The sequence below is a fragment of the Streptomyces sp. NPDC002206 genome (assembly GCF_053593595.1).
Window position 1 is genome coordinate 75,546 of record NZ_JBSFCW010000007.1, and the last position, 13,474, is coordinate 89,019.

The following is a 13,474-nucleotide window of genomic DNA, read 5'->3' on the forward strand; positions in this document are numbered from 1 at the left end:
CCCAACAGGCCGCCAAAGGGGTTAAAAGTAATAATCCGGACATGGATGCTTCCCACTCGCGTACCCGTGCCCGCCGGTTGCTGCTGCCGCTGACCGCAGGCCTCTGCGCCATCGCCCTGGTGAGCGGCTGCTCCGGATCGAAATCGAACGCGTCGCAGGCCGGTGCCACACCGTCGGGCGCGAAGAAGCAGGCTTCGACCACCCCGTCCGCCGACGATCTGCAGACCGATTTCCAGACGGTCATCAAGAACGTCCTGCCCTCGGTCGTGCAGATCGAGGCCTCCAACAGCCTTGGCTCGGGCATCATCTATGACGACAAGGGCCATATCGTCACCAATGCCCATGTGGTGGGCGAGGAGAAGACTTTCAAGGTCACCGTCGCCACCGGCGAGAAGGTGCTGAACGCCTCACTGGTCGCCGCGTATCCGGCACAGGACCTGGCCGTCATCAAGCTCGACGACGTGCCGAGCGGGCTGGAGCCGGCGACGTTCGGTGACTCGGAGAAGGTCGAGGTCGGTCAGATCGTGCTGGCGATGGGCTCGCCGCTCGGGCTGTCCAGCAGCGTCACCCAGGGCATCGTGTCGGCGGTCGGCCGGACCGTGACCGAGAGCCGCGCGGGCGGGGGCACCGGGGCGACCATCGCGAACATGGTGCAGACCTCGGCGGCGATCAACCCCGGCAACAGCGGCGGCGCACTGGTCAATCTGGACAGCGAGGTGATCGGCATCCCGACCCTGGGAGCGGTGGACCCGGCCATGGGTGACAGCGCCGCGCCGGGCATCGGGTTCGCGATCCCCGCCTCGATGGTCAGGACGGTGGCCGACCAGATCGTCAAGAACGGCAAGGTCACCGACTCGGGCCGGGCGGCGCTGAACATCACCGGCCGCACGGTCGTCGACGACAACTACCAGCCGGCCGGGGTGACGCTGGTCAGCGTCACGAAGGGTGGCGCCGCCGACAAGGCGGGGCTGCGGGTCGGCGACATCATCACGAAGATCGACGACGCGCAGGTCACGACGATCGCCTCGCTGTCGGAGGCACTGGCCGTCAAAAAGCCGGGCCAGAAGGTCACGGTGACGTATCTGCGCAACGACGCGCAAAAGACCGCGGACGTCACGCTGGGCGAGATCTGACCGCCTGCGGCACCGTACTCGCGCAGGCCCCGGGTGCCGACGAACGGCGCCCGGGGCCGGTGCATGCCGGCGGAACGGGTCAGCCCTGGTCGGCCTGGAGACTCATGGGGCCGTAGATCTTCGTCGCGTCCTCGAACAGCGTCACCTGGTCCGCTCCGCCGTCGAGGAGCTCCTTCCAGAACTCGCCGATCCAGGACTCCGCGTCGCCCTGGGTCGTGAATTCCTCCGGCTGCAGGGCCGGCTCCGTCTCCGTACCGTCGGACTTCTCGAACCGCCACGTCCACGCCATGTCCGCCTCCTGGGTCACGTTGCTGCCCGCAGCCTAGTGGCTGGACGCGCAGGGTTGGTCGCGCAGTCGGTACGGGGACGCGGGAGGATCAGGAGCGTGGAACTGACTCTGCTCGGCACCGGAGCCCCCGACGGGCTGCCTCGCCCCGAATGTCCGTGCGCCGCCTGCGCCACCGCCCGCGGGCCGCGGGCGCGGGCCGCGACCGCGTTGCTGGTCGACGATGCGCTGCTGCTCGATCTCACTCCGGGGGCCGTGTTCTCGGCCGCCCGTGCGGGGCATTCGCTGACCGGCGTACGGCAGGTCCTGCTCACCCATCCGCACGACGGACCCGCCATGGAGCTGCCCGCCGGGCTGCCCCCGGCCGCCCGGGTGCCGGACGGGCAGGAGCTGACGCTGATCAGCGGGCACCGGATCCGGGCGGTGTCGATGGACGCGCCGGGGACCGGATACGAGGTGACGGCCCCGGAGGGCGAGCGGCTGCTGTACATGCCCCCGGGGGCCGCCCCCGCCGGTCTCACGGACCGGGTGGCGCAGCCGTACGAGATGGTCGTCGGCGATGTGACCGGGCGGCCGGACGCGGTGGCCCGGCTGCGGGCCGTCGAGGCGATCGGGCCGGACACCGAGGTCATCGCCGTCCATATCGACCACGACGCACCGCCCGGCCCCGAGCTGGACCGGCGACTCGCGGCGTCCGGGGCGCGGACCGTGCCGGACGGGACGACGCTGGTGGTCGGCGATTACCGGGCCGTACCGGATGTCCCGCGGCGCACGCTGGTGACAGGCGGTGCGCGGTCCGGGAAGTCGGTGGAGGCCGAGCGGCGTCTGGAGACGTTCCCGGAGGTGGTGTACGTGGCGACCGGCGGCGGCCGGGACGGCGACGCGGAGTGGGCTGCCCGGATCGGTCTGCACCGGGAGCGCAGGCCGGCTGCCTGGCGTACCGAGGAGACCTGTGAGCTGGTGGAGCTGCTGGAGTCGGACGGGCCGCCGCTGCTGATCGACTGCCTGTCGCTGTGGCTGACGGACGCGATGGACCGGGTGGACGCCTGGTCCGACGCGGCGTGGGCGAACGGCGGCGAGACCGCGCTGCGGGAGCGGATCACCGAACTGGTCGGCGCGGTGCGCGGGACGCGGCGTACCGTCGTCGCCGTGACCAATGAGGTCGGCTCCGGCGTGGTGCCCGCGACGGCCTCCGGGCGGCGGTTCCGGGACGAGTTGGGGCGGCTGAACGCGGCGTTCGCCGACGAGTGCGAGCACGTACTGCTGGTGGTGGCCGGGCAGGCAGTGACACTGCGCGGCTGAGCGGACGGAACAGCAGAGCGGGAGAGGAGCGGACATGGCACGTGTACGGCCGATGCTGAACGGGGTTCCGGAGACCCTGTTGTGGACGCTCTACAACCGGGCGTACGAGGCGGGGCGGCCCTACCCCGTCATCGATGATCCGATGGCGCTGCAGTTGCTGGCGGACCTCGACTACCCCTTCGAGGAGCGGTTCGGGCGGCCGAACGCGTTCCACTCGCAGGCGCAGGCGCTGCGTTCGCGCTGCTTCGACCTGGCGGTGGAGGGCTATCTGCGCGCCCATCCGCAGGCCACCGTGGTCGCGCTCGGCGAAGGTCTGGAGACCGGCTTCTGGCGGGTCGACAACGGCCGGCTCAACTGGCTGAGCGTGGAGCTGCCGGAGGTCGCCGCGCTGCGCCGTACGCTGCTGCCCGCGTCGGACCGGCTGCGGACGCTGACCCGTTCGGCGACCGATCTCTCCTGGCTGGACGAGATCGAGGACCCGGTCGGCCGGGGTGTGGCCGTCACGACGCAGGGGCTGCTGATGTATCTGGAACCTGCCGAGGTACGAAAAATCCTGGCGGGCTGCGCCGAACGACTGCCGGGCGGCGTACTCGTCCTGGACTCGATGGCACGCTGGCTGGCACGAGGGACGGTGGCCGGTACGTCGAAGGTCGGCTCCATGACCATCCCGCCGATGCGCTGGGCGATGGACCCTCGCGAGCGGAAGAAGCTGCGCAGTGCGCATCCGAACATCACCGAGGTGCACGCGCTGGGGCTGCCACGCGGACGGGGTGCGATGGGCGAGCTGATCCGGCTCCAGCACCTGACCCCGGGTCTGCGGACGCTGACCCCCGCGATGACGCTGCTGCGGTTCGGGGCCTGATCCACCGCCCGCCGCGCTGAGGGGGCGTCAGAAATGTGGCAGGTACTGTTCCGCAATGAGCCCGGCGGCGGGCTCACCGGCCCACACCACGTAACGACCCGCGAGGCAGACCCCCGTGAATCTGGACGACTTCTCCGACCTGATCGAACGCCCCGACGGCGGCGTACGGCGCGACGCCGAGGAACGCCGGGAGCGGCTGATCGTGCCCCCGGGTGCCCTCGGCCGCCTCGACGAGCTGGGCGAATGGCTCTCGGCCGCACAGCAGGCCGTACCGGTCAAGCCGATCGAGCAGCCGCGCGTGGTGCTCTTCGCCGGTGATCACGGGGTGGCCGAGCTGGGCGTCTCGGGCCGTGCGGCCGGGACCGCGCACGAGCTGGTGCGGGCCACGCTGGACGGTGCGACGCCGCTCGCCGTGCTGGCCCGCCGCTTCTCCGTACCGGTGCGGATCGTCGACGCCGGCCTGGACTGCGATCCGGAACTGCTGCCCGAGTCGGTCGTACGTCACCGGGTGCGGCGCGGCAGCGGCCGGATCGACATCGAGGACGCGATGACGGCCGAGGAGGCCGAGCAGGCGGTGCGACTCGGGATCGCGATCGCCGACGAGGAGGCCGACTCGGGCACCGATCTGGTGGTGCTCGGCGATCTGAGCGTCGGCGGCACCACTGCGGCGTCCACCCTGATCGCGGCGCTGTGCGGCACGGACGCCTCGGTGGTCACCGGGCGCGGCGGTGCGGGCATCGACGATCTCGCCTGGATGCGCAAGTGTGCGGCGATCCGGGACGCGTTGCGACGGGCCCGGCCGGTCCTCGGTGACCAGCTGGAGCTGCTGGCCACGGTCGGCGGCGCCGACCTGGCGGCGATGACCGGATTCCTGCTGCAGTGCGCGGTGCGCAGGCTGCCGGTGATCCTGGACGGCGTGGTCTCGTCGGCGTGTGCACTGGTCGCCCAGCGGGCCGCCTTCCGGGCGCCGGACTGGTGGCTGGCGGGCCAGGTGAGCGGCGAGCCGGCGCAGACGAAGGCGCTGGACCGGATGGCGCTCAACCCGCTGCTCGACCACGGCGTCATCGTGGGCGAGGGGAGCGGGGCCCTGCTGGCGCTTCCGCTCGTGCAGGCCGCGGCCGCGCTGGCGGCGGAGCTGCCCGAGCGCGCACCGGCGGACACCGGCGAGAACGTCGAGAAGGACGGCGACGAGACCGGGACGACCGGCGCGAACGGCGACACGGCCGACGACTGACCGACCCTGCCGGGCTGCGGCCGCCGGCCACAGACACCGGCCGCAGCACAGCCCCTCATGAAGCGCGATGCCCCATATGATCGCTTTTCATGGGAGAGGTCCGATTGGTCGGTGGGGGTGTCCGGCGGAGCACCGTCCGCTCACGACGCAGCGCGGCATTCGCCATCTGGTATCTGCGCGTCGTGTCGTTCATCAATTTCCTGAGCGCGGTCTGGGTCACGCTCGGCCAGGACCTTCGCCGGCACAACACCGAGAACTACTTCACGCCCTACCTGCTCACCGCGGGCTTCTCCTCCGGGGTGGTCGCACTCTTCCTGGCCGTCACCATGCGCCGCCGCAAGCGGGCCGCGTGGATCGTCAACATGGTGCTGAGCGGTCTGCTGCTGCTGCTCTTCGCCTTTGTGATCTCCTTCCCGGAGATCCGGCAGTACCCGCAGAACTGGATCTCCCTGGCACTGACCGCCGCGTTCGTCCTGGCGCTGCTCCTGGGCCGGCGCGAGTTCTACGCCAAGGGCGACAGATCCAACCCGAAGCTGGCGGCCGTGGTCGCCGTCGGCGGGCTGCTGCTCACCTCGCTGATCGCGACCCTGCTCGTCACCGTCACCAACACGGCGCACGACGAGTACCGCTCGACCTTCCTCGACCGCTGGCGCTACGGCGCGCTGCGGCTGATCTCGGTCACCGCCGACAACTCCCGCTTCCCCGGCATCACCGTGCCCGGCTGGGTCGATGTCGTCATCAACATCCTCTCCACCCTGCTGCTGATCGCCGTCGTGTACGCGGCCTTCCGCTCCCGCCGGGCCGTCGACCCGATCACCCCGCAGGACGAGGACCGGCTCCGCGTCCTGCTCGACAAGCACGGCGACCGCGACTCGCTCGGCTACTTCGCGCTGCGCCGGGAGAAGAGCGTCGTCTGGTCGCCGACCGGGAAGGCCGCCGTCGCCTACCGGGTGGTCGGCGGGGTCTCGCTCGCCTCCGGTGACCCGATCGGCGACCCGGAGGCCTGGCCCGGCGCGATCGAGCCGTGGCTCGCCGAGGCCCGCGAGCACGGCTGGATCCCCGCGGTGATGGGGGTGAGCGAGGAGGGCGGCACGGTCTACGCCCGGCACGGCCTCGACGCACTGGAGCTCGGCGACGAAGCGATCGTGGAGACGGCCGAGTTCACCCTCGACGGGCGGGCGATGCGGACCGTCCGCCAGGCGTACAACCGGGTCAGACGCGCCGGGTACGAGGTGACCGTCCGCCGCCACGCGGACATCCCCGACGACGAGATGGCCGAACTGCTGCGCTGCGCCGACGACTGGCGCGACGGGGAGACCGAGCGCGGCTTCTCGATGGCGCTCGGACGGCTCGGTGATCCGGCGGACGGACAGTGCGTGATGCTGGCGTGCCGGGACAGCGGTGACGCCCCGGGCCAGGGCGCGTTGCGTGCCCTACTGAGCTTCGTCCCCTGGGGTCCGAACGGCCTCTCGCTGGACCTGATGCGCCGTGACCGGAACTCCGAGAACGGCCTGATGGAGTTCATGGTCATCGAACTCCTGCAGCGCGCACCGGCGATCGGGATCACCCAGGTGTCGCTCAACTTCGCGATGTTCCGGTCCGTCTTCGAGAGGGGATCACGCCTCGGCGCCGGACCGGTGCTGAGGCTGTGGCGCTCGCTGCTCAGCTTCTTCTCGCGCTGGTGGCAGATCGAGTCGCTCTACCGCGCCAACGCCAAGTACCGACCGATCTGGGAGCCGCGCTTCATGCTCTTCGAGAAGAGCTCCGACCTGCTGCGCATCGGCATCGCCGCAGCCCGCGCCGAAGGATTTCTGGAGGCCCCCGGCCTGCCCAAGTGGATGCACCGCTCGCATCTGGGAACCCGTAGATGAGACCGGTGACCTCGCTGCGCACGGCCGCCCGCCGCGAGTGGGGGCCGCTGCTGCCGGCCGTACGCTGCGCGCTCAGCGGCTCCCGGCTGCGGGCCGTCCCGATGACGCTGGGGGCGGTCTGCCTGACGGCGCTGCTCCAGGTGGTGCAGAACCAGTCCTGGGGCCGGCGGCCGGTACAGGTCCTCGGCTCGGTGCGGGCCGAGGACCCGCTGTGGATCGCCCTGCTGCGTACCCCGCTGTCGCTGTTCGTACCCGCGCCGGATCTCCCGGTGTGGGGTGCGCTGGCGCAGGTCCTGATGGTGTTCGGGATCGCCGAGATCTGTCGGGGCCGGTGGCGCACCCTGCTGATCGCGTACGTCGCGACGCTGGCCGGGACGTTGTACGCACGGGTCGGCGTCGCGGTGGGCCCCGACGGGCTGTTCGGACTGCCCGCATCGGACGCGCAGGTCGTCGACACCGGCCCGTCGGCGGCGGTGGTGGGGATCGCCGTGTATCTGTGCCACGTCTACCGGGCCTGGTTCACCGGGGCGGTGGTGATCACGGCGATGGTCATCGAGGTGTTTCTCAAGAACAACCTGGCGGGCAAGGAGCATCTCGCGGCGATCGTCGCGGTGCTGATCCTGTGCGGCTTCACGGCCCGGCGCGACCGGCGCCGTCATCTGCGCGCCCGCCACGGTCAGGACTTGCGCACCGGGGCCGGGTTCCGGTCCGGTGCGCCGCCGATCAGATCCTCGAACCTGCGGCGCGGCCCCACCCAGCGCCGGTCGTGGTGGTACGCGCGCAGCACCGCCCTGGAGCGGGCGCGGTGCCGGTTACGGTAGAAGCGCTTCGCCCACATCGACGTCGGCCGGGCCAGCCGGATAGCGCCGAACAGAGCGACGAACGGCACCAGGGTGCCGATCACCGCCATCCGGGCCTTGCCCTTGAAGAGCGCGATCAGCACGAAACAGAAGTTGATCAACAGGGTCAGGACGATGCCGAGCCGTCCCTGCTCCTGATCGCTGGTCAGTTCGTTCACCCCGAGCGGCGAGAAGCCACCGAGGAGAAGCAGGACGAGCGCGGCGGTGAGGACGACGACCTCCACGCTCCGCCGGCCCTCTTCGGTCCAGTACACATCGTCGAGATGGAGGATCAGGGCGAACTCGTCCAGCACCAGCCCGGCGCCCATCCCGAAGATCACCGCGCAGATGCCCGCCGTGACACCGTGCCGCCCGCTGGAGACCGCGCCGAAGCCCCCGATCACCGTCAGCACCACACCGGGCACCACATGGTGGACGTGCAGGCCACCGGGCGTGATGTTGCGGAACGGGCCCTTCCCCGCCCTGATCAGCCGGGTGATGAGACGGGTGATGGCGAAGGTCAGCACAAAGGCGGCCAGCGCGAGGAGCAGGGGCAGCTTCCCCGGCTCGACGAAGTTCTGATCGAACCAGTGACCCATGCCACCCTCTCCCGGTGATCCACTTTTGTGGCGTTCTGCAGCGTTTCGGCCAATCTATCGACCCGGAGGAGCGATTAGCCTGCGCGCCGTGACCTCCCCGAACAGCCACGGCATACGTTTCGCCTTCGGCACCCTGACCGTCCTCCCCGTCCGCGTCACCCGCTGGGACCGTGAAGCGGCCCGTGCCGGGATGCTGTGCGCCCCGTTGGCCGGTCTGGTGGTGGGGCTGCTGGCGGCGGTGCCCGGCGGGCTGTTGCTGCTGTTCGGATCGGGGCCACTGCTCGCCGCGGTCGCCTCGGCCGCGGTGCCCGCGGTCCTCACGAGGGGACTGCATCTCGACGGCCTCGCGGACACGGCGGACGGGCTCGGCAGCGGCAAACCCGCTGAGGACGCGCTGCGCATCATGAAGCAGTCGGACATTGGGCCATTCGGTGTGATCACTCTGCTGTTCGTGCTGCTGGCCCAGATCGCCGTCCTCCACCAGCTGTACGGGCAGGGCTGGGCGCACGGCGCGATGGCGGCGGTCGTCGCCGGGGTCACCGCCCGGCTCGCGCTCACGCTGGCATCCCGTCAGGGCGTACCGCCGGCCCGGCCGGAGGGGCTGGGCGCGGCGGTGGCGGGCACGGTTCCGCTGCGGGCGGCGGCAGGTGCGGCCGCGGTGGTGGTGGCCGCGTGCGCGGGGGCGGGGGCGGTGTTCGGCGGGTACGCGCCGTTGCACCAGGGACTTGCCGTGGTGGGCGGGCTGGCCGGTGCGCAGGTGTTGCTGCGGCACTGCGTACGGAGGTTCGGCGGGGTCACGGGGGATGTCTTCGGGGCGGTTGCGGAGGTGGCGGCAACGGGGACGCTGGTGGGGCTGGCCCTGGGCTGAGCGGGTGCGGGGCGGCCCGCTTGCCGATATGTCCTCAATTGCCGGACAGGCTCGACGTACAGCTCCGGCGCCAGACTCCGAGTTCGTACTTCTTGCGCAGTGAGCTCAGGCGCAGCTTCTTCGACTGCGGGCAGAACCGCGCCACCGGCATCTCGTACTCCACATGGAACACTGCCTTGTCCGCCTCGATGAACGGTGTGAGGGCGGCGCACTCGTCGTACTGCGCGCACTGTTCGTTGACCGCGAAATCGAAGTCCGACTCCAGCTGCGGGATCTGGTCCAGGTCGTTCTTCAGGCCGACGGCCAGTCCGTGACGGTGGGCGATGCGGGCGACGAGCCGGTTGTAACGCAGCTGGTCGGCGGCGGTCAGCGGGAAACCCGTCCGGTTGCGGTAGCCGTCCATGTTGTCGGGTTCGACCGCGTCGAAGCCCTTCTTCGCACACATCTCGATCCGGGCCTCCATCAGCGGTTCCAGCACGTCCGTGCGGCGGATGTCGAGCCAGCGCTCCCCCGGCCAGCCGTTGCCCCTCCCCCGCACCGAGGCGGGAAACTTCGCGGCGTCCGGGCGGAAGTCCTCCCAGGCGCCCGTGGAGACGTAACAGATGACCTTGCGGCCCCGGCGGTGCAGATCGGCGACCGCCGACGCGTCGTGCTCGAAGCCGTCGATGTCGTACACCGGGACGTCCACGGTGAGGTCGAGGCGGCCGGAGAGCTGCCACTGCCAGTCGGCGCCGGGCCTCGGCCTCCAGCGCTCCGCGGGGGCGGTTTCCGGCGCCGCGGCGCAGCCGGCCAGGACTGCCAGCAGAATGGATACGGCGGGCAGCGCCGGCCACGGTCCCGAAATGCGTGCAGCCCACTGGGCGCGCATCACTCTCCCCCCGCTTGCTCCGGCACTCCCAACCGACCCTACTGGCAAGGACTTTCGCGACTCCGCGGCCCCGGCCCGGACCGGCCGGTGCCGGAGCCGTACCGCCGGAACGGGTCGCCAACGGCCCGCCGACGTGATCGGGCAGCAAAGGCGCGCGTAGGCTCATTACCGGCACATTGCGGCGGCGTCTACGATGCGCCGGGCACGGTCGGCCCACCCCTCGACCGACAAATGAACTCAACGGAAGCGAGATTTCACCACCGTGACTGCTCTCACTCTCAGCACTGCCGGTGCGGCGACGCTGCGCGCCGACGCACTCGTCGTCGGCGTCGCCAAGGGCGCCAAGGGTCCGGTCGTCGCACCGGGCGCCGAGGCCGTGGACAAGGCGTTCGACGGAAAGCTCGCCACCGTCCTGGAGACCCTGGGCGCCTCCGGTGCCGAGGGCGAAGTCACCAAGCTCCCCGCGCCGGCCGGCCTCAAGGTCCCCGTCGTCATCGCGGTCGGGCTCGGTTCGGTTCCGGAGAAGGACGCGGCGTTCGACGCGGAGGCGCTGCGCCGCGCCGCCGGCTCCGCCTCGCGTGCGCTGGCCGGTTCGAAGAAGGCCGGCTTCGCACTGCCGGTCGCGTCGGTCGAGGACGCCGAGGCCGTCGCCGAGGGCGCGCTCCTCGGTGCGTACGCCTTCACCGCGTACCAGGGCGGCGAGGACAAGCTCGCCTCGAAGGACAAGAAGAACGGCAACGGCCCGAAGTCGCCGCTCGCCGAGGTAGCCCTGCTCGGCACCAAGCCGCGCGACAAGGCCTTCAAGGCGGCCGCCGAGCGCGCCGTCGCGGTCGTCGAGGAGATCAACCGCGCCCGCGACCTGATCAACACCCCGCCGAACGACCTGTACCCCGAGTCCTTCGCCGCCGTGGCCACGGCCGCCGGCAAGGAGCACGGGATCAAGGTGCAGGTCTTCGATGAGAAGGCGCTCGTCAAGGGCGGCTTCGGCGGTCTGCTGGGCGTCGGCCAGGGCTCGACCCACGGCCCCCGCCTGGTGAAGCTCGCCTACACGCACCCGAAGGCGGAGAAGACCCTGGCCCTGGTGGGCAAGGGCATCACGTACGACTCGGGCGGCATCTCGCTGAAGCCGGCCGGTCACAACGAGACGATGAAGTGCGACATGAGCGGCGCCGCCGCCGTGTTCGCGACCGTCGTCGCGGCCGCCCGTCTGGGGCTCCAGGTCAACGTCACCGGCTGGCTGGCGCTCGCCGAGAACATGCCGTCCGGCAACGCGACCCGCCCGGGTGACGTGCTGCGCATGTACAGCGGCAAGACCGTCGAGGTCCTCAACACGGACGCCGAGGGCCGGCTCGTCCTCGGCGACGCGCTGACCCGCGCCTCCGAGGAGAAGCCGGACGCGATCGTCGACGTGGCGACCCTGACCGGCGCGATGGTGCTGGCGCTGGGCCACCGCACCTTCGGCATCATGGCGAACGACGACGCCTTCCGTACCTCCATCCACGAGATCGCCGAGGAGGTCGGCGAGGCCTCCTGGCCCATGCCGCTCCCCGCCGACCTGCGCAAGGGCATGGACTCCCCGACCGCCGACATCGCCAACATGGGCGAGCGGATGGGCGGCGGCCTGGTGGCCGGTCTGTTCCTGAAGGAGTTCGTGGGCGAGGGCATCGCCTGGGCGCACCTGGACATCGCGGGCCCGGCCTTCCACGAGGGCGCGCCGTACGGCTACACGCCGAAGGGCGGCACCGGTTCCGCGGTCCGCACGCTGGTGAAGCTGGCGGAGCGCACCGCGACCGGCGACCTCGGCTGAGGCAGCTGTGTGCGTACGGCCCCGGGCATACGTCCGGGGCCGTACGTGTTCCCTCCTTGACACCGCTGCACCGCGTCACGCAGGTTTCGCTCTCGACGAAATCCGTATGTCTCTACGCAGCGGTAACCCTCTGGAACGGACCATCAGCCGTCCCAGACCAGGGCCCCGCGTCCCGCCCACCGTCAACAAGTGCGAAGATGGGTTCTCGGCAGGACAGGGCCCCCACCACAGGGCCGAAAGACAAAAGCGGCCGAACACCAGCCGACCGGCCGGTCACACCCCAGCGACGGGGCCCGGCGTACGGCGCACATGCATGGAGGACGTGACGTGGCGAACGACGCCAGCACCGTTTTCGACCTAGTGATCCTCGGCGGTGGTAGCGGCGGTTATGCCGCGGCCCTGCGCGGAGCGCAGCTGGGCCTGGACGTCGCTCTGATCGAGAAGGGCAAGGTCGGCGGCACCTGCCTGCACAACGGCTGCATTCCCACGAAGGCGCTGCTGCACGCCGGTGAGATCGCCGACCAGGCACGCGAGGCCGGCCAGTTCGGCGTCAAGGCCACCTTCGAGGGCATCGACATCGAGGCCGTCCACAAGTACAAGGACGAGGTGATCACCGGCCTGTACAAGGGCCTGCAGGGTCTGATCGCCTCGCGCAAGGTGACGTACATCGAGGGCGAGGGACGGCTCTCCTCCCCCACCTCCGTGGACGTGAACGGCCAGCGCATCCAGGGCCGCCACGTGCTCCTGGCGACCGGCTCCGTGCCGAAGTCGCTGCCGGGTCTGGAGATCGACGGCAACCGCATCATCTCCTCGGACCACGCGCTGAAGCTGGACCGCGTCCCGCAGTCCGCGATCGTGCTGGGCGGCGGCGTCATCGGCGTCGAGTTCGCCTCGGCGTGGAAGTCCTTCGGCACCGACGTCACCATCGTCGAGGGTCTGAAGCACCTCGTCCCGGTCGAGGACGAGAACAGCTCGAAGCTTCTTGAGCGCGCTTTCCGCAAGCGCGGCATCAAGTTCAACCTCGGCACCTTCTTCCAGAAGGCCGAGTACACCGAGAACGGTGTGCGGGTCACCCTCGCCGACGGCAAGACCTTCGAGGCGGAGGTGCTGCTGGTGGCGATCGGCCGCGGTCCGGTCTCGCAGGGCCTGGGTTACGAGGAGGCCGGCGTCGCGATGGACCGCGGCTATGTCCTCGTCGACGAGTACATGCAGACCAACGTCCCGACCATCTCGGCCGTGGGCGACCTGGCCCCGACCCTCCAGCTCGCGCACGTCGGCTTCGCCGAGGGCATGCTGGTCGCGGAGCGGCTGGCCGGTCAGAAGGTCGTTCCGATCGACTACGACGGTGTCCCCCGGGTGACGTACTGCCACCCCGAGGTCGCCTCCGTGGGCATCACCGAGGCGAAGGCCAAGGAGCTCTACGGCGCGGACAAGGTCGTCGCTCTGAAGTACAACCTCGCGGGCAACGGCAAGAGCAAGATCCTGAAGACCGCGGGCGAGATCAAGCTCGTCCAGGTCAAGGACGGTGCCGTGGTCGGCGTCCACATGGTCGGTGACCGCATGGGCGAGCAGGTGGGCGAAGCCCAGCTGATCTACAACTGGGAGGCGCTGCCGGCCGAGGTCGCGCAGCTCGTCCACGCCCACCCGACGCAGAACGAGGCGCTCGGCGAGGCCCACCTGGCCCTGGCCGGCAAGCCCCTGCACTCCCACGACTGATCCGGTCAGGGCGCGACGACCGACACTTCCGCACTTCCCCGAGCTCGCGGTCCCGCTCGCGAGCCGGGGAGACCACATCCTTAGGAGCA

General features: G+C 70.6%; 11 protein-coding genes and 1 pseudogene. 9 read left to right on the forward strand and 3 right to left on the reverse strand.

Annotated features, from left to right (window positions below; all coding sequences use genetic code 11):
- Positions 1 to 41: 41 nt before the first annotated feature.
- Entirely contained in the window at positions 42 to 1,133 is a 1,092-nt protein-coding gene (locus tag ACWCP8_RS15950) for a S1C family serine protease (RefSeq protein ID WP_451116421.1), read from the forward strand.
- Between the two features lie 79 nt (positions 1,134 to 1,212).
- On the opposite strand, the gene ACWCP8_RS15955 is transcribed toward ACWCP8_RS15950, so the two are convergent.
- Entirely contained in the window at positions 1,213 to 1,422 is a 210-nt protein-coding gene (locus tag ACWCP8_RS15955; RefSeq protein WP_030933634.1) for a hypothetical protein, read from the reverse strand.
- Between the two features lie 96 nt (positions 1,423 to 1,518).
- Here ACWCP8_RS15955 and ACWCP8_RS15960 point away from each other — a divergent pair, with 96 nt between their 5' ends.
- From ACWCP8_RS15960 to ACWCP8_RS15980, 5 genes and pseudogenes are all read left to right on the forward strand, one after another.
- Positions 1,519 to 2,721, forward strand: coding sequence for a bifunctional adenosylcobinamide kinase/adenosylcobinamide-phosphate guanylyltransferase (locus tag ACWCP8_RS15960; protein WP_352270892.1), 1,203 nt, complete (start codon positions 1,519 to 1,521; stop codon positions 2,719 to 2,721).
- A gap of 34 nt (positions 2,722 to 2,755) precedes the next feature.
- Complete coding sequence (locus ACWCP8_RS15965) at positions 2,756 to 3,583, forward strand: class I SAM-dependent methyltransferase (RefSeq protein WP_352270891.1); 828 nt, start codon at positions 2,756 to 2,758, stop codon at positions 3,581 to 3,583.
- Positions 3,584 to 3,698: 115 nt separating this feature from the next.
- On the forward strand, positions 3,699 to 4,817 hold the full coding sequence (gene cobT / locus ACWCP8_RS15970) for a nicotinate-nucleotide--dimethylbenzimidazole phosphoribosyltransferase (protein WP_355993664.1): 1,119 nt from the start codon (positions 3,699 to 3,701) through the stop codon (positions 4,815 to 4,817).
- Positions 4,818 to 4,906: 89 nt separating this feature from the next.
- On the forward strand, positions 4,907 to 6,688 hold the full coding sequence (locus ACWCP8_RS15975) for a phosphatidylglycerol lysyltransferase domain-containing protein (RefSeq protein WP_352270888.1): 1,782 nt from the start codon (positions 4,907 to 4,909) through the stop codon (positions 6,686 to 6,688).
- Positions 6,685 to 7,419, forward strand: a pseudogene (locus ACWCP8_RS15980) (hypothetical protein); the annotation flags it as partial. The gene ACWCP8_RS15975 and the pseudogene ACWCP8_RS15980, both read left to right, overlap by 4 nt.
- Here the strand turns inward: ACWCP8_RS15980 and ACWCP8_RS15985 are convergent.
- Positions 7,365 to 8,126 carry a hypothetical protein gene (locus ACWCP8_RS15985; protein ID WP_352270886.1) on the reverse strand — a complete coding sequence of 254 codons (762 nt, stop codon included), beginning with the start codon at positions 8,124 to 8,126 and terminating at the stop codon, positions 7,365 to 7,367. The pseudogene ACWCP8_RS15980 and the gene ACWCP8_RS15985 overlap by 55 nt on opposite strands.
- Positions 8,127 to 8,214: 88 nt before the next feature.
- On the opposite strand from ACWCP8_RS15985, the gene ACWCP8_RS15990 reads away from it, so the two are divergent.
- A complete protein-coding gene (locus ACWCP8_RS15990) occupies positions 8,215 to 8,994 on the forward strand; it encodes an adenosylcobinamide-GDP ribazoletransferase (RefSeq protein ID WP_355993671.1) in 780 nt (259 codons plus the stop codon).
- A gap of 34 nt (positions 8,995 to 9,028) precedes the next feature.
- On the opposite strand, the gene ACWCP8_RS15995 is transcribed toward ACWCP8_RS15990, so the two are convergent.
- Positions 9,029 to 9,862, reverse strand: a complete 834-nt coding sequence (locus tag ACWCP8_RS15995; RefSeq protein WP_352270883.1) for an endo alpha-1,4 polygalactosaminidase — start codon at positions 9,860 to 9,862, stop codon at positions 9,029 to 9,031.
- A gap of 262 nt (positions 9,863 to 10,124) precedes the next feature.
- Between ACWCP8_RS15995 and ACWCP8_RS16000 the strand changes: the two genes are divergently transcribed.
- Together ACWCP8_RS16000 and lpdA are read left to right on the forward strand one after the other, a co-directional pair.
- Entirely contained in the window at positions 10,125 to 11,669 is a 1,545-nt protein-coding gene (locus ACWCP8_RS16000; protein ID WP_352270882.1) for a leucyl aminopeptidase, read from the forward strand.
- A 327-nt stretch (positions 11,670 to 11,996) separates the two neighbouring features.
- Positions 11,997 to 13,385 carry a dihydrolipoyl dehydrogenase gene (gene lpdA / locus ACWCP8_RS16005; RefSeq protein WP_267005538.1) on the forward strand — a complete coding sequence of 463 codons (1,389 nt, stop codon included), beginning with the start codon at positions 11,997 to 11,999 and terminating at the stop codon, positions 13,383 to 13,385.
- Positions 13,386 to 13,474: the final 89 nt, after the last annotated feature.